The 15,109-nt window shown below is 49.0% G+C and carries 16 protein-coding genes; 10 read left to right on the top strand and 6 right to left on the bottom strand.

Features of this window, described 5'->3' with window-relative positions:
• Positions 1-6: 6 nt before the first annotated feature.
• The 6 genes from LKR43_RS00075 to LKR43_RS00050 form a co-directional block, all read right to left on the bottom strand.
• Positions 7-258: a hypothetical protein gene (locus LKR43_RS00075; RefSeq protein WP_227681724.1), complete on the bottom strand. Its 252-nt coding sequence runs from the start codon at positions 256-258 to the stop codon at positions 7-9.
• A gap of 26 nt (positions 259-284) precedes the next feature.
• Positions 285-1,130, bottom strand: coding sequence for a three-Cys-motif partner protein TcmP (locus tag LKR43_RS00070; protein WP_227681722.1), 846 nt, complete (start codon positions 1,128-1,130; stop codon positions 285-287).
• On the bottom strand, positions 1,127-2,410 hold the full coding sequence (locus LKR43_RS00065; RefSeq protein ID WP_227681720.1) for a three-Cys-motif partner protein TcmP: 1,284 nt from the start codon (positions 2,408-2,410) through the stop codon (positions 1,127-1,129). Before LKR43_RS00065 ends, LKR43_RS00070 begins: the two co-directional genes overlap by 4 nt.
• Positions 2,411-2,446: 36 nt before the next feature.
• The gene (locus LKR43_RS00060) at positions 2,447-3,310 is read right to left on the bottom strand and encodes a DUF5131 family protein (protein ID WP_227681717.1); all 864 of its coding nucleotides are present in this window, start codon (positions 3,308-3,310) and stop codon (positions 2,447-2,449) included.
• 98 nt (positions 3,311-3,408) lie between these two features.
• Entirely contained in the window at positions 3,409-4,353 is a 945-nt protein-coding gene (locus LKR43_RS00055; protein ID WP_227681715.1) for a nucleotidyl transferase AbiEii/AbiGii toxin family protein, read from the bottom strand.
• Positions 4,346-4,954: a hypothetical protein gene (locus LKR43_RS00050; protein ID WP_227681713.1), complete on the bottom strand. Its 609-nt coding sequence runs from the start codon at positions 4,952-4,954 to the stop codon at positions 4,346-4,348. The genes LKR43_RS00055 and LKR43_RS00050 overlap by 8 nt, the downstream gene beginning before the upstream one ends.
• Positions 4,955-5,089: 135 nt before the next feature.
• Here LKR43_RS00050 and LKR43_RS00045 point away from each other — a divergent pair, with 135 nt between their 5' ends.
• The 10 genes from LKR43_RS00045 to LKR43_RS00005 form a co-directional block, all read left to right on the top strand.
• Complete coding sequence (locus tag LKR43_RS00045; protein WP_227682279.1) at positions 5,090-6,241, top strand: Fic family protein; 1,152 nt, start codon at positions 5,090-5,092, stop codon at positions 6,239-6,241.
• A 9-nt stretch (positions 6,242-6,250) separates the two neighbouring features.
• Positions 6,251-6,376, top strand: a complete 126-nt coding sequence (locus LKR43_RS16155) for a hypothetical protein (RefSeq protein WP_255675912.1) — start codon at positions 6,251-6,253, stop codon at positions 6,374-6,376.
• Positions 6,377-6,394: 18 nt separating this feature from the next.
• Complete coding sequence (gene hsdR, locus LKR43_RS00040; protein ID WP_227681711.1) at positions 6,395-8,701, top strand: EcoAI/FtnUII family type I restriction enzme subunit R; 2,307 nt, start codon at positions 6,395-6,397, stop codon at positions 8,699-8,701.
• 3 nt (positions 8,702-8,704) lie between these two features.
• A complete protein-coding gene (locus tag LKR43_RS00035) occupies positions 8,705-10,501 on the top strand; it encodes an AAA family ATPase (RefSeq protein ID WP_227681709.1) in 1,797 nt (598 codons plus the stop codon).
• Between the two features lie 2 nt (positions 10,502-10,503).
• Positions 10,504-11,982: a class I SAM-dependent DNA methyltransferase gene (locus LKR43_RS00030; RefSeq protein ID WP_227681707.1), complete on the top strand. Its 1,479-nt coding sequence runs from the start codon at positions 10,504-10,506 to the stop codon at positions 11,980-11,982.
• A 2-nt stretch (positions 11,983-11,984) separates the two neighbouring features.
• The gene (locus LKR43_RS00025; RefSeq protein WP_227681705.1) at positions 11,985-13,184 is read left to right on the top strand and encodes a restriction endonuclease subunit S; all 1,200 of its coding nucleotides are present in this window, start codon (positions 11,985-11,987) and stop codon (positions 13,182-13,184) included.
• Between the two features lie 9 nt (positions 13,185-13,193).
• The gene (locus LKR43_RS00020; RefSeq protein WP_227681703.1) at positions 13,194-13,430 is read left to right on the top strand and encodes a hypothetical protein; all 237 of its coding nucleotides are present in this window, start codon (positions 13,194-13,196) and stop codon (positions 13,428-13,430) included.
• A 447-nt stretch (positions 13,431-13,877) separates the two neighbouring features.
• Positions 13,878-14,282 (top strand): transposase, encoded by a 405-nt coding sequence (locus LKR43_RS00015; protein ID WP_227681701.1) that lies wholly within the window; start codon positions 13,878-13,880, stop codon positions 14,280-14,282.
• Entirely contained in the window at positions 14,279-14,623 is a 345-nt protein-coding gene (tnpB, locus tag LKR43_RS00010; RefSeq protein ID WP_227681699.1) for an IS66 family insertion sequence element accessory protein TnpB, read from the top strand. The genes LKR43_RS00015 and tnpB overlap by 4 nt, the downstream gene beginning before the upstream one ends.
• An 82-nt stretch (positions 14,624-14,705) precedes the next feature.
• The coding region (locus LKR43_RS00005; protein ID WP_227681696.1) for a transposase at positions 14,706-15,109 on the top strand (404 nt) is incomplete at its 3' end.

The following is a 15,109-nucleotide window of genomic DNA, read 5'->3' as shown; positions in this document are numbered from 1 at the left end:
ACCCTGCTACTCAAATCCATACAGAAGTTTCGCCTGGGCAGCGATTTCTTTCGCGTAAGCAATATAGTCAGCATCGGCCGTTGCCTCAGCACTAGCCAGGTATGCAATGACAGCCTCAGGCGTATCCAAATCCTCTGGCAATATCTCGCGCCCAACGGGTGGCGCGTCTAGCCAAGCTTGATCTTCTGCTGTCCGAAGCGCAGGGTTTTGAGGCAACTCCGCCAACAGCTCAGCCAGGGTGTAGCGAGGTTTATTCATGAAGGAGAGCTCAGAAAAAAGATAGGTTAGAAATTGAACTCACGATTTTGACCCTGAGCAACATCGCCCCAAATTCTGTTCGGCAGTTCATGGCGACTAAAAAAAACCAAGTGATAAAGCGGCCGATTTCCGTCATCCCGCACTAGAGGCATCCTCCGACTTATTGTAAATCCTAGCCCCTGCACCAAATCACACCAATAGTTAAAGAACGCTTCATCGGCATCACCGCGCAAAAATGCAACAGGATCCACATGCTGTCGCCAACCAGGAGCTGCTGCATCAAAGCGTGCGCGATCAGGGTTGTACTCCATCAGCACATTACGCCGGAGATCCATAGTGCTGAAGTGGACCGCAAAATCAACATATTTCAGCCCTGCTAGTTTCTTGATCACATTGAACGAAAGATACTGCAAATTGTAGGGATCAAGATACGCCAAGCAAAGCGAACTCCTCGGTATGGCTTCAAGGATTTGGTCCACCGTAGATTCGGCAGCACCAGGAAAAGCAACAACCGGAGCACCCATGCCCTTTAACCGCTCAGCACAAGCATGGGCTCGCGAAGAATCAAGATCACCAATCAGGCATGAGGTAAATGCCGCGCCGTCAAGCAACGAATGTGCCCATGCAATTTGAGCCCCGCCCGGGCGCGTCATCGTCTCCCCTTTGACTTGAATCCGCCCAGGGCCGCAGAACAGATCAACATATACGCGCTGTCGAAATTTTTCTCTCGCTCTACGGGTGCCTTCCACATATTTAGCTAGGAAGGTGTGTTTCATCTCTGGAACCCACCGGCCAACACCTTCACCGGTTCGCCCATACTCCACAGGCAAATGCGGTTGCGGATCAACATCCTGCGCAAGACGAAAACTCATTGCCTTCGTCCCTCCTGAAAACTGAACAGAGAACCCTGCCGATTTCGCTCAATCCAATCGGTATCGCACATATACTTGGCGCGCTTCCGGTTTGAGCCATCCTTGGACCGAATAACGATATCTTTGTCACTGACCAGTGTTTCAAGCACCTCCTTATACATTCCAGAAGTACCCGGCGAAGTATTACAGGTTGAAGCATACAGCTGGCCAATCTGCACGGGTTGACTACGTTCGAATATCTTCTCAGCAAGTTGCTCTGTCAGCGCTTCCGACGATAAACGTAACGCGACATCATCAAAAAGAAAACCACCTGTAAACTCCTGACGAAATCCCATCATGTGAGTGGACAACATATCAAGCCCTGGGCCGCCATAGTGAATGGAGTGATTCTGGTACTTCCAGTGCACCTGCTTCATCACATCCTGCGCTCGGGGATGCCGGGAAAGATGTACAAGCCAATACTCGCCCTGCCCGCTCCCCTGTCCTCGAATGAAAAAAGGTGTGAAGTACTCTGCTCCGCAATCTTTTACTAAAGCCTGATATAGCGCCGCTTGAATAAAACGCCGCCAATCCGTTGAGTCTTCATCTTTAATCTGCTCGATCGACTTTCCTCCCAACGCAGCTCGAATATCAATCACCAATTTGTCAGACATATGGTCTGTAAGTTTGTCGTTGGTGTAATTGGCAAACGCCGAAACGTGAAACGTCAGGACGACTTCACTTCCGCGGAGCTCCGAGAATATTTTCTGAATTACTGGTGCCGGGACGTCACTGTAGCCATACTGATCCAAGAAAAAAATCGCTGTTCCCGCACATGGTGTGTGAGCTCTAATCTGTTGAAAAACTTTAGACGAAGCCGAAACAAAATCATCATGAATGATATGGATAGAACGACCAATATCGCCACCGTAACCATGATTCTGCAGCACTATTTTCAGATGAGATAAGGCTCGACCATCCTTATCTATAAATACGTACTGAACATCCAGATTAATAGGTTTAGTTCTCTTGGAGTTAATTAGGATGCGAGCTTCCTCAACGGCCTTCAACATGCGAAGTGGCGAACCAAGAACCTCCCGTCCCGTACCACTGAGCATATAGAGCCCACCGCCGCAAAATCCATCTACTAAAGTAATCCGAAGCTGCTCTCTGCCGCGGGCATTAAGCGTCCGCTGCTCAAAGTACCGAACCAAGTACCCAACCAGCACATCGTGCTTGGTAACACTATGGGGTTCGATTTCTGCCGGGCCATCAGACCAATCGTAGTGACTCTGTACCAAGAGGAAGCCTTTCTGCGATGCGGAAGTAAGTCGATGTTACACGTTATTTCCCGTGTCTGGAAACTGATCCCAGTGACGACCTCCCAAAGAGCGGCCTGCCTTTCCTTTTCCCACAGCGGCCAACTCAATTTCCACCCCATCTCGTCTGACAATATGGATTGGTTTTCGACCCTTAACAACATTCGCTGTGTGCTCTACAGGAGCCCAATGCCCCCATTGCTTAAAATGAAAGGCTACACCGGCTGCATTACACTGATCACGTAAATCTTCCGCCCAATGTGGATCCATGGGTCTTGCACCATGTCCAGACTCTCCACCTGCAATCACCCAATCAATTCGGGTACCAGCCTTACCAACTTGAAGCCATTGACGTAAATCCAGGGCGCCCAACAAAGGCTCACAAGACAAGAATCGAACAGCTGGAGAGTCAAACTCCAAAAGATATTTCAGCCGCTTTTTCGCAGCATCTTGATTTTCTACGGTCGCACCAAGCCACACATTAGAGGGCAACTCATAGCCTTTAGGAAGTTGCTTACGCACTAAATGAATGCGTTTGGTCAGCAGCAACCAATCCAGATGTGGCGTCGCTGCGATGAGCTCGAAAAGACGTAGCCGATGCGGAACCAAGTCCTTACGGTTTTCAAAAACATCAGCCATGGAAGCACAAAACACGCGCCTCCTGGTTTTGCTCTCTTTTGCGGCCCGATTCCACTTCAAAGGCTCCTTCCAGTGAGCATCACCAAAAAATCGGCGCTCGGACTTTGGCCCCCAGACATCAACCCCCAGGCGCTTGGCCCAGGTTTCTGCATAACAATGATCGCACGCGTCGGACACACGCACACACCCCCACCATGGGTTAAATGTGTGGTGTGTCCATTCGATGCTAGTGTCTTTTCCCATTGCTTCTACTCTTGGCACATCGCAACAAATACTGATTGTTTATACAGTATATTTCGTTTCTACTTTTCCTACTAGCCCACCGCATGAAACCACGCACCTCACATAACATCAATATATTCGCTAATGCGGGCCAGCAGCACTTCAAAATTTGGCTGCCCTTGGTAGTACAGCGCTCCCGTTTTCTGATATTGCTCAGCGAAGCGCTTACGTTGTTCCGTATCGCTCAAAAGAAAAGCTTGGTTGTGAGCGATTACTTGCTCATCCCCAGTGCGGAAGCGCTGCACCTTACGTTCCTGATAAGCTGGGGTCTGCAAATAGTCTTGAACCTCTGCCATGCCGAGCAAACAATACACGTCGTAGTAATGTCGCAGAAAATTAGTAGGAAACGCCTGATACTCATCCAGCCGACGATACTTGGTGGAGATGGTCTGCAGCTTCTCGACGAAAGTGTGGGTCGGTGCGTAGCAAGGCACATCCATTGCGCGATTGTCGAATACATCGACACCTCGTTCTAGGGCAAGGTCTAACGCCCATGATGAAATCGTTACCGGACGATTTGGAGCCGTATCATCAAACCCAGACTCCAATAAAATTCCGTCCTTGATGCCAACCAAAGCTGACACACGCGGCGTGTAGATCAAGCGGATGCCGGCGCTGCGCATCTTGCTGTCGTCAAACTCCGTATCACGCTCTACATCAACAATACCGGGGATACGAATGCGTCTGGCCAGATCATCGTAATAGGCACGCCTCGATTCGACATGCGCTGGCTTATCCTGGTTACGGCCAGTTTTCACATCCGTACCCATCGGCGGTTCAATCCGAATGTCGATGTCTTCTGAAAATCGGTGGATGACCCCAAACCCTTTTGACAACGAGGTTCCACCCTTCAGTTCAAACTGGAAACCTTGGGCTTGTAAACCCCACAGACAATGCATGATCCAATAATCTTTTTCAACCAACATAGGGTCAAGGCGACGCTCGTCAGCGACCAGCATTAACAACTGATCGAAATCTCGCCGATCATGTAAGAAGTCAGCCATGCTGCCACTCTTGAAAACGCTTACGTGTAGCCATGTTGCCATAACTTTCGACCGCACGTTCAAGGCGGGCAGAGTCGAAAGATGGCAATTTGATGCGTGCGTGACGTAATACAGCATCGCGATCTTCAGCCAATTCGTCCAGATTGTTCAATAAATCGACGAATAGAAACTCCGGAGTTAGCTTCTTGGGAAAGCGTGGCTTTATACGAAAGTCGAACTGCCGGTTTCCAAGCGTGAAAATTCCGTGACGTTTATGGTTGTAGACCAGGGTACGGTTATACAGCTGCGTGGTACCCAAACCTACGGTGTTGTAGGCTGAAGGTGAAAACACGAGAAAATCTTTGTCGCGCAGAAAGCTCTCAACCACCAGATCGTCTGCAGGAGGCAAAAGTCCAAAAGCAGATTGCTTAGGCGAATGATAGAGGCCTTGGGAGAGTTTTTTCAACCTACCACTGGCCACTAGCTGGCGCAGATGCCTGTCCACGGCCGTAGAAAGACGTGCCAAGTCCTCGCGTCGGTAGACACGACCCGGCTTGAGTTGGCCTGCGAGGTGAGAAGCCCCATCTTTCACAGATTCAGCAGCAGTATTCGTGGTGGACATATGACTGTTTTTTCATTTACGTTTCATGCATTTTACTACGTATAAAATTGTCGGTGAGAAAGTTGACTCATGGTCGACCTACCAGATCTTGTATCAAAAATTGACAGCCGGACAAATACATCACACAATCACCGCATGAAAACCGGTGAATATATCTGGCAATCGCCGCACTGGCCTGTCTGGCAATACGATCTCGCCGCCCTGGCAGAGCCTTTGGCGGCCGTTAGCCGTGCCCAAGGGCTCTTACTTGGCCGGCTGGCAGATGTTGGCATGGCTCTGCGCGACGAGGCCAGCTTGGCTGCGCTAACCGAAGATGTCGTTCAAACCAGTGCCATCGAAGGCGAAACGCTAAGCATTGCCTCTGTTCGCTCCTCAGTCGCTCGTCGTCTAGGCGTAGACATTGGGGTCCTAGCCCCCGTAGATCGCCAAGTAGAAGGCATCGTAGACATGGTGCTGGACGCAACGAGCAACGCGACTGCCCCTCTTACTACTGAACGTCTTTTTGGCTGGCATGCCGCATTGTTTCCAACCGGTTATTCAGGCATGAGCCGCATTCGCGTTGGCAGCTGGCGTGACGACTCCACTGGTCAGATGCAAGTCATTTCAGGCTCCATTGGCCGTGCGAAGGTACATTTTGAAGCGCCACCAGCGAACTACCTGCCTACAGAGATGAATCGCTTCCTGGCTTGGCTGAATGACACCAACGCCAAAGAACCTACCCTAGTGCGTGCTGGCCTGGGCCACTTGTGGTTCGTCACACTGCATCCGTTTGATGACGGCAATGGCCGGATTGCTCGGGCCATAGGCGATCTGCTACTGACTCGCGCAGATGTCAGCCCCCAGCGATTCTATAGCCTTTCGGCACAAGTTCAGCGAGAGCCCAAAGCCTATTACGACATTCTGGAATGCACTCAAAAAGGCGACATGGATGTGACTAATTGGATGAGGTGGTTCTTAGCTACGTTGCTAAAGGCTGTCGAACAGGCACACACCACCCTGGATCAGGTGCTGGCAAAGGCGAGGTTCTGGGGATGGGCCGCAGCCATCCCAATGAACGAGCGTCAGATCAAGGTGCTGAGCCGGCTGCTGGATGGGTTTGAAGGAAAGTTGACGACCAGTAAGTGGGCCACACTCGCGAAGTGCTCCCAAGACACAGCACTTCGTGACATTACAGAATTGCTACTGCATGACGTGCTGAAGAAAACCGCCGCTGGCGGCCGGAGCACGCACTATGAAATTATCCATCCCGGCCAACGCAAGATGCCACAGGCGCAAGCAAAGACGTAAATGGGCGACATGAAACAACCAGAAGAACTCGCACGCAAACAGATTGATCAACTACTGCCTGATGCCGGCTGGATGCTGCAAGACCGTAGCGAATTCGACCCGAAGTACGGCTCTTTCGTAGCGATGAATGGCTAGCCTGATTAAGGACATAATATGGCTTCTGAAGCAGACACTCGTGCCAATTACATTGATCCAGCGTTACATGCTGCACATTGGCAGGCAACCAATATCATCAGGGAGCACTACTTCACCGATGGCCGAAAAATGGCTGGTGGCGTCCGTGGCCGGCGTTGCTTTGTGGATTACCTGCTTCATAAGGACAATCGCTATCTGGCAGTAGTCGAAGCCAAGAAGGAAACCGAGCACCCAACGAAAGGCCTGCAACAAGCCATCGATTATGCGAAGAAGCTTCGTGTTCGCTTCGTCTATTCCAGTAATGGTAAACAAACCTACGAATTCGATCTGGAAACAGGAAAAGGCGACTACATTGAGTTTTACCCAACACCTGCTGAGCTGAGGAAACGCTATACCAGCGAAACGACGGATTTAAGCCAAGAGCTAAGAAACATCCCCTTCCACATGGAAGGGGCAATGCAGCCTCGTTATTACCAAGAGCTTGCAGTCCATGCCGCTACAGATGCAATCGGCCAAGAAAAATCCCGAATTTTACTCACGCTCGCCACCGGTACCGGCAAAACCTTCATCGCATTTCAAATTGTTCACAAAGTATTTCAGACTCGCTGGAACCGTGATAACCCCGGTTCACGCAGACCGCGTGTTCTGTTTCTGGCTGATCGAAATATTCTGGCAGACCAGGCTATTAACACCTTCAACCCCTATGAAAAAGATCTAATCAAAATCAATGGGGAAGAGGTTCGCAAGCGCAATGGCGTGGTGCCCACCAACGCGCATATCTTCTTCGCAATCTATCAGGCGATTGCGGAACGAGAAAACATTGATGGCTACTACAAGGCTTATCCCAAAGATTTTTTTGACCTAGTATTGATTGATGAATGTCACCGAGGTGCTGCCAATGAAGCAGGCTCTTGGCGAGCTATTCTCGATCACTTCAATAGTGCCGTGCATTTGGGTTTAACGGCCACACCAAAACGCACGGACAACGTGGACACCTATGAGTACTTTGGCCAACCCGCCTATGTCTATTCGCTGAAAGATGGTATCAACGACGGTTTCTTAACACCTTACCGAGTTAAGCGCGTTAGAACTAATCTGGATGAACTGGTACTCACCAAGGATGACGTGATCATCGAAGGTGAATCTGGCCAGGATTTATATCAAGTCGAAGACTACGACCGCAAAATAATTGTTGATGAACGCACAGAACTGGTCGCAAAATCTATTTTGCAAAACATCAACTCACTAGAAAAAACTATCGTCTTCTGTGAAAACCAGAACCATGCTCTGACCATGCGCGACATGATCAACAAGTACAAAACCGTAAAAGACGCACATTACTGTGTACGAGTGACCAGTGACGAAGGCAAGGTCGGCCGCGAACTGCTGGAAAAATTTCAGGATAACGACAAAAACATCCCCACCATTATTACCTCATCACAAATGCTCACTACCGGCGTCGATGCCCGTAACGTGCGCAACGTAGTACTGGATAGAACCATAGGCTCAATGGTGGAATTCAAACAGATTGTTGGTCGCGGCACCCGTGTGTTTGAAGGTAAAGACTACTTCACCATCGTAGACTTTCGTGGTGCAACTAATAACTTCTATGACGAAGAATGGGATGGCGAGCCCGTAGCCCCCGAGCCGGGCAGCATCAAAGAACCAACTCCGCCTCCCTATGTACCCGAACCACCAGAAGCCTCGAAGCCCGAACCGGATGAGCCGCGTCCAAGACTGCAAGTGAAACTTGGCAAACACCGAGAGCTCAAGGTCATCGACATTGAAACTCGCTATATCGACGAGAGCGGCAAGCCACTCACTATTCAGGAATTTGTTGATCGGTTAATTCAACAACTGCCCGGATTGTTCAAAAGTGTCGATGAGCTCAGAGATATCTGGTCAGACCCAGATCTACGCGAACAACTGCTGACTGACCTGATACAAGTGGGCTTTGATAAAGAGCAATTATCAACCATGCACCGCATGTTCGAGGCTGAAGACTGCGACATATTCGATCTGCTGGCGTTTTTGGCGTTTGAACAACCGATGGCCACCCGCAAATCCAGAGCGGAGGCAGTACGGTCGAATAACGCCTTTTTTGGTCACTACAAACAGGAGAAGGCCAAAGAATTCCTGCACTTTGTATTGAACCGCTATGAGCGAACTGGTGTTACGGAGCTAGCACGTGAGCGCTTGCCAGCCCTGATTGAGCTATCCGGCCTCGGCACTACAAAAGATGCCTCCATGGCCTTTGGCGGCAAACCCGCGCAATTGCTCGCTGCATTCAAACAACTACAACACCAGCTATATCACGTGAGCTAACCAATGGAACTAAACTTAGCCCCTAACCCATTACACCAAAATGCTCAGATATTGCGCATTGATAAGGTCGCGACGCTTATTGGGGAGAATGGATCGGGTAAGTCCAGTATTTTGCAGTCAGTATTTGAACAACGATTGGTAGGGCGAGACCACAAAAATCTTAAGATAGTGTGCTTTTCATCCGGCCAAAACGAAAACTACTCACAAAGATTCAGTGCATATTTGAAAAAAGAAAGACAAGCTGGGCGTGGCCTCAGCCTTGATTGCTTCTATTTCGATAAAACTTGGTCCAAGCTGCTGATCTTTTTAACCACTGCCATCAAACGCAACGGCAAGGTGCGATCTTTCTTGGTTGAACATGGTTATGTCACTGAGTCGCAGCTACACAAAGACGACCTGAGCACAACCTTCAAATGCGCCTTTAAGGTAGATAAAAACTACATTACACGTGTGCAAGATGCGCTTAAGCGTGAAGAACGTGGAGAAGTGGATACACTGCGAGCAACGCCGTACTTTCGCTCACTGGAAAGCTTTATTACCAACCTAATTTCCCGTGACTATGAGTTCGACGAACCTCTTAGGAAACGAAGCATCGACCTTACAGCCAATGACTTGATCCAAGTCTCTTTCGACTATCCCACGCAAGTTCAGGCTGGCGATGATGAGGCTGAAGCTGGTGATCCTAACGCCCAAGCCATGGCAATCGACTGGGATCCAGAAGTGGCATTTTTTACCCAAGCCGGTGATAACAACTACTTTATTGATAAGCCCAGTTGCAAATTAATTTTCAGCAATAATATTGAGCTAAATCAGGTCAGCGACGGCGAGTACCAGCTCTTATTTCTATATGCACTGATTGATCTTTTCGATTCAGAAAATACGCTCTTCTTATTCGACGAGGCAGATTCACATCTCCACTACAAGAACGTGGAAAAATTTTGGTCAATTTTGCATAACATACAAGGTCATGCCATCACCACCACACACCTGCTCGATTCCATATCAGCCAAAGAAAATTGTATAGAACACTTGAAAGTTGTCGAAAAAGGTCGTATCAGCGAAGACAACAAAATTAGGCAATTGATCAATCGTCTGGGTGTGCTCTCGCGCGCTAAATCTGTTGAGTTTGAGGTGTGTGGCAAGCTGCCAAACATTGCCTTGTTAGATGACTACAACGACTGGGTTATCTTTACCAAACTTGCAGCACGTGCAGGCTTAGAAATAGTTCGGTTATCCGCTGTCCATGCCATGAAAAAGTCTTCCAGCTACGCTACTTCTAACGAGACTTTCGGTAAGGGAAAGATCGATTGGCTGCATGGCCTAAGCAAGATCGAATCCCCGCTGACCACAACCAAAATATTTATGATTTGCGATCGGGATGAGGCAGCCTTGGAGTGGAACGTAGTCAATGGCGTACAAGTGAACGGGCAAATTTATCGCGACCTACTCAATGCTGTTCGGTGGCCGCAGGGCATGAGAGTGACACCATATTTACTTGCATGGAAACGTAGAGAAATCAAAAACTATTTGCTCTCATACACAGCTTTGGCACAGCACAATCTTCTCGCCCAAATTAACAATGGTGATATTGCTCAGCGCAATCATCTACAACTCCATAACCCTGGTGATAATAACGACATTCGCAGGTTAAACGTCAAAGACATCATCAACCCGTTAATCAATACCGATAGCGAAGGTCTAGACCCTGAAAAATTACAGGCATATATCGATCTGATACCCCCTGAAGAAATCAGTGAAGACATCACCAAGATGTACAACTTTATTATCGGACAACTCTAAGCATGTCACTACAACAAAAAGTTGACCGCATTACCGACATCCTGCGCCGCGACGACGGCATCAGCGGTGCTATGCATTACACAGAACAAACCTCCTGGATATTGTTCCTGAAGTTTCTTGACGATTACGAGTCCGAAAAAGAAGACGAAGCGGTGTTGTCCGGCGAAGATTATCAGCCGGTGTTGGAGGAAGAACACCGCTGGGCAACCTGGGCATGCCCCAAAACTGCCGATAGCAAGCTGAATTTGGCTCACGCAAAAACCGGTGATGACCTAACGGACTATGTAAACAATCAGCTTTTTCCTTACCTGAAAAGCTTCGCTAGTACTGCCGCGATTGGCGCAGACTCAAAGTCCTTTACCTACAAAATTGGCGCAATCTTTAAGTACCTGGATAATAAGGTAGCCTCTGGCCATACCCTGCGCGAAGTACTGGATATAGTAGATAGCCTCAACTTCCAGTCAGAGTCGGAACTGTTCGAACTCTCACTGGTCTACGAAGGGCTGTTGCAAAACATGGGCGATGCCGGTGGCTATGCGGGTGAGTTTTATACTCCACGCCCTGTAGTGCGCGCCATGGTGCAAGCGATAGATCCTAAACCTGGTGAAACCATTTACGACGCGGCAGCGGGATCCTGTGGATTTTTGGTCGAAGCATTTGAACATCTGAAGCACAAAAAGGACACACTCTCCACCGACCAATGGGATTTTATTCAGCGCGATACGTTCTTCGGTTACGAGAAAACCTCACTGGCATACGTGATGGGCATGATGAACATGATCCTGCATGGCATCGAATCGCCCAACCTGTTCCGTGGCAATACCCTGACGCAGAATATCCGTGATATTCAGGAAAATGACCGTTACGACATCATTCTGGCCAATCCACCCTTTGGTGGTAAAGAGAAGTCACAGATCCAACAAAACTTCCCGATTCAAAGTAACGCTACCGAACTACTGTTTTTACAGCACTTTATGAAAAGCTTGAAAAGCGGCGGTAAGGCGGCGATTGTAGTGCCAGAAGGCGTACTGTTCCAGACTAACAGCGCCTTTAAACAGGTGAAGCAAGAACTGCTAGAAAACTTTAACCTGCACACCATTTTAAGCCTGCCCGCTGGAGTGTTTTTGCCTTATTCTGGCGTAAAAACCAACGTATTGTTTTTTGAGCGCAGCGGCGGTACCAGCGATGTGTGGTACTACGAATTCGAGCCAGAACAAAAGCTTACTAAAAACAAACCGATCAAGGATAAACACCTAGAAGACTTTGTTAATCTGTACAACAGACGCACAACCACAGAATGCTCTTGGACAGTTTCAGCGAGCAAACTCTCTGTAGACTACGACTTATCTGCGAAAAATCCAGCCAAACAGAAAGATGCGGAACACCTAGCTCCAGGCGATATTCTTAAGCGAATCCGCACCAAAGAAAAATTGGTGTCTGGCTTGCTGGATGAAATGGAAAACCTGTTGGCGGAGAAATAAACATGGAGCAGGTTCTATATCAATTGCCAGGCGGGTGGGAATGGCACAAGCTAGAGGAAGTAGTTGAAAAAACGGAAAATTTAAATCCATTAAAAGACGCTAATAAATTGTGGACATATATTGATATATCCTCAATTGACCGCGACCAGTTTGCTATTACAGATCCGAAAGAGATTCTTGGTAAAGAGGCTCCATCGCGAGCGAAGAAGCATATCCAAAAAAACGATGTGATATTTGCAACCACACGCCCTAATTTAAAAAATATTGCGCTGGTAAGAGAAGAATACAGTTCACCCGTAGCATCAACAGGATTCTGTGTCCTGAGAACAAACGAGAAAGTGTTATCTGCTTACTTATTTTATTTTGTCACGTCCGATTTTCTTCAAGACCAAATCGAACCATTTGTCAGTGGCGCATCATACCCTGCCATTACTGATGGGGACCTTAAAAAAGCGTCAATACCAATTCCAAGCGTTGGGGAACAAGAACGTATTGTTGAAAAACTCGATGCACTCCTAACCCGCATCAACACCGCCATAGAGCATCTTCAAGAAAGCACCGCACTGGCCGATGCGTTGTATGCAAGTGAACTAAGCAGTGTGTTTAGTTCTGGGCTCGATAGGTGGCCCTTAAGAGAGTTTAACGACGTAGCCAAAGTAGAACGAGGAAAATCAAAGCACAGACCTCGCAACGACAAATTGCTATTTGGCGGTGAGTACCCATTTATTCAAACTGGTGATGTGCGTAACGCACAGAAATACATCACCACTTTCTCAGCCACATACAACGAAAAGGGATTAAAGCAAAGCAGGTTATGGCCCAAAGATACTATTTGCCTAACCATTGCAGCCAATATCGGAAGTGTTGCAATTTTAGGTATGGATGCATGTTTTCCCGATAGTGTCGTAGGCATCTCGTCCACCGAGTTAGATACCGATTACCTTTATTACTTCCTAACTACATTACAACAGCAACTTGACAGTAAGGCGAATGCTGCTGCACAGAAAAACATCAATCTGAAAATTCTATCTGATATCAAAATACCAGTTCCCACTCTTGATGTGCAAAAAATCATTGCGAGGAGATTCAATGAGATTGATGAATTAGCTGTAAAGGTAAAAGCTGAGATTTCTGAGAAAATAACCCTGATGCAGCAACTGAAATCCTCGATACTCGATTCAGCATTTAAAGGCAAACTCTAAGGAACAAGTATGGCTAGGCTACTACCTAACGATTTCCGCTCTGAAAAGCTGAGTATTGCGGAAGCATGTCCTAACTACACCGAGGTCCTTTATCTTCCGAGCCTGGATGAGTTAAAAGAAGCAGAGATCTCCGCCAGCACAAAAGGAAAGTCACATTATTTAGCAGCCAAGATGATGCCGGTATTTGAAACCTTACCGAGCCCGATAAGCCTTTGCGGGCTGAGTCTCCAGCTGAGTTGTACCTGACTGTACTAAATCCGATAATTTTCGGTACAGTACAGGTACACACATCAGTTTTCACCAATTTCACCAAATTACGCCAACCACTGATTAACAATTACTTTTTCCTATTTCAACCTACGCTCACCTTCACCCCACTTCCCTATACAAGCACCTTAAAACGCCAACTCAAAATCCCCCGCCGCAAGGCGTGCCGGTTCGATTCCGGCCCCGGGCACCATCACCGAATCAATAGACGTCAACGGACGTCTATTTTTTTGCCTAACAGCCTGTATTCATGCGGTTTTCGAGATTTTCACGGTCTCCCCAGGTCAACTGAGGCCTGCCCACATCAAGCGTTTGGTGGGCTCTTCCCCATTATCGGTAAGCGTACGCCCAGTACCGTCTAGCGTTCTCACGCAAATCTCAGCAAGATAAGTGTCCATTCATTTTGGTAAATGGACATTTGTTTTAATGAGCGAATCCTCTACTTCTCTTGCGCCAGCCCTGACCAACTGCCGGCGCCGGTACACCGTCGATTTCAAACGGCAAGTGGTACAAGAATCCATGGTCAGTGGCGCGTCCATTGCCCGGGTTGCCATGGCCCATGGGCTCAATGCCAATCAACTGCACAATTGGCGCTGGCAATATCGGCGAGGCGACTTTGGGCCGTCGACCGAAACGACTGCGTTATTGCCGGTGCACATCAACGCTCTGCCTGAGGCACCTCGTCGTGAGCGCGTGGGCCATCAAGAGTCCAATAATTCCGGCATCGAAGATGGGCGAATTGAACTGCATCTGGGCAACGCCAGAATCCTGGTGCACGGTGCGGCCGATCTCCAAACGCTGCGGTGCGTGATCGAGATGCTACACCCATGATGGGTTTGCCGGCGGGAACCCGCGTCTGGCTGGCTGCCGGGGTCACGGACATGCGCCGTGGCTTTGATGGCTTGGCGGCCATTGTGCAGGGCAAGCTCACCGAGGATCCGTTCAGCGGCCACGTGTTTGTATTTCGAGGTCGCAAAGGGGATCGCATCAAGGTCCTGTGGTGGAGCGGCGATGGCATGTGCTTATTGGCCAAGCGATTGGAGCAAGGCCATTTCGTCTGGCCTCACGCCGAATCAGGCTCAGTGTGTTTGACGCCGGCGCAGCTGTCGATGTTGCTTGAGGGTATTGATTGGCGCAGGCCCCAACGCACGCATCGGCCCGCTCGCGTTTGACGTGCCAATAGGTGCTGTATGACCTTGCCCCTGAATGACGTAGTCCTTGGTTCCAGTTACATTGGAATCAAGGAGCAGGAAAGTGACACAGCAAAGATCGCGTAGCAGTTATACGTTGGAGTTCAAACAAGAAGGCGTCAGGCAAGTACTGGCTGGCCAGTCGATTGGCGCAGTGGCCGACGCGTTGGGTATCCCGAGAGCCAGTCTGGGCAACTGGGTGCGCGAGCATGGGCGCGGCCAGCTTGGCGCCGGGGCCTCAGCCCAGAAGTCGGCCCCGACTGTGGTGACGCCCGAGCAGATGGAAATCGCTCGCCTGAGGGCTGAGAATGAACGCCTGAGGATGGAGCGTGACATTGCAAAAAAAGCGGCGGTAGGTTCAATGGGTCATTGCAACACCTTCCTATTAATATTGAATGATGGAGGGTTTACCAATGGCACAAATGGGACGGCCTGGGCTTATACCAGAAGGCAAGGCGGAGGTTTGGC

The organism is Pusillimonas sp. MFBS29 (assembly GCF_020687695.1).
Taxonomy (GTDB): Bacteria; Pseudomonadota; Gammaproteobacteria; order Burkholderiales; family Burkholderiaceae_B; genus Pusillimonas_C.
This window is presented reverse-complemented; position numbering and strand designations above follow the sequence as displayed.

What these genes read in the sequence shown, in the direction of transcription:
- LKR43_RS00050 (WP_227681713.1), bottom strand. Translation starts at nt 4,954, where the DNA reads ATGTCCACCACGAATACTGCTGCTGAATCTGTGAAAGATGGGGCTTCT.
- LKR43_RS00025 (WP_227681705.1), top strand. Translation starts at nt 11,985, where the DNA reads ATGGAGCAGGTTCTATATCAATTGCCAGGCGGGTGGGAATGGCACAAG.
- LKR43_RS00020 (WP_227681703.1), top strand. Translation starts at nt 13,194, where the DNA reads ATGGCTAGGCTACTACCTAACGATTTCCGCTCTGAAAAGCTGAGTATT.
- LKR43_RS00060 (WP_227681717.1), bottom strand. Translation starts at nt 3,310, where the DNA reads ATGGGAAAAGACACTAGCATCGAATGGACACACCACACATTTAACCCA.
- LKR43_RS00055 (WP_227681715.1), bottom strand. Translation starts at nt 4,353, where the DNA reads ATGGCTGACTTCTTACATGATCGGCGAGATTTCGATCAGTTGTTAATG.
- LKR43_RS00075 (WP_227681724.1), bottom strand. Translation starts at nt 258, where the DNA reads ATGAATAAACCTCGCTACACCCTGGCTGAGCTGTTGGCGGAGTTGCCT.
- hsdR (WP_227681711.1), top strand. Translation starts at nt 6,395, where the DNA reads ATGGCTTCTGAAGCAGACACTCGTGCCAATTACATTGATCCAGCGTTA.
- LKR43_RS00045 (WP_227682279.1), top strand. Translation starts at nt 5,090, where the DNA reads ATGAAAACCGGTGAATATATCTGGCAATCGCCGCACTGGCCTGTCTGG.
- LKR43_RS16155 (WP_255675912.1), top strand. Translation starts at nt 6,251, where the DNA reads ATGAAACAACCAGAAGAACTCGCACGCAAACAGATTGATCAACTACTG.
- tnpB (WP_227681699.1), top strand. Translation starts at nt 14,279, where the DNA reads ATGATGGGTTTGCCGGCGGGAACCCGCGTCTGGCTGGCTGCCGGGGTC.
- LKR43_RS00030 (WP_227681707.1), top strand. Translation starts at nt 10,504, where the DNA reads ATGTCACTACAACAAAAAGTTGACCGCATTACCGACATCCTGCGCCGC.
- LKR43_RS00035 (WP_227681709.1), top strand. Translation starts at nt 8,705, where the DNA reads ATGGAACTAAACTTAGCCCCTAACCCATTACACCAAAATGCTCAGATA.
- LKR43_RS00070 (WP_227681722.1), bottom strand. Translation starts at nt 1,130, where the DNA reads ATGAGTTTTCGTCTTGCGCAGGATGTTGATCCGCAACCGCATTTGCCT.
- LKR43_RS00015 (WP_227681701.1), top strand. Translation starts at nt 13,878, where the DNA reads ATGAGCGAATCCTCTACTTCTCTTGCGCCAGCCCTGACCAACTGCCGG.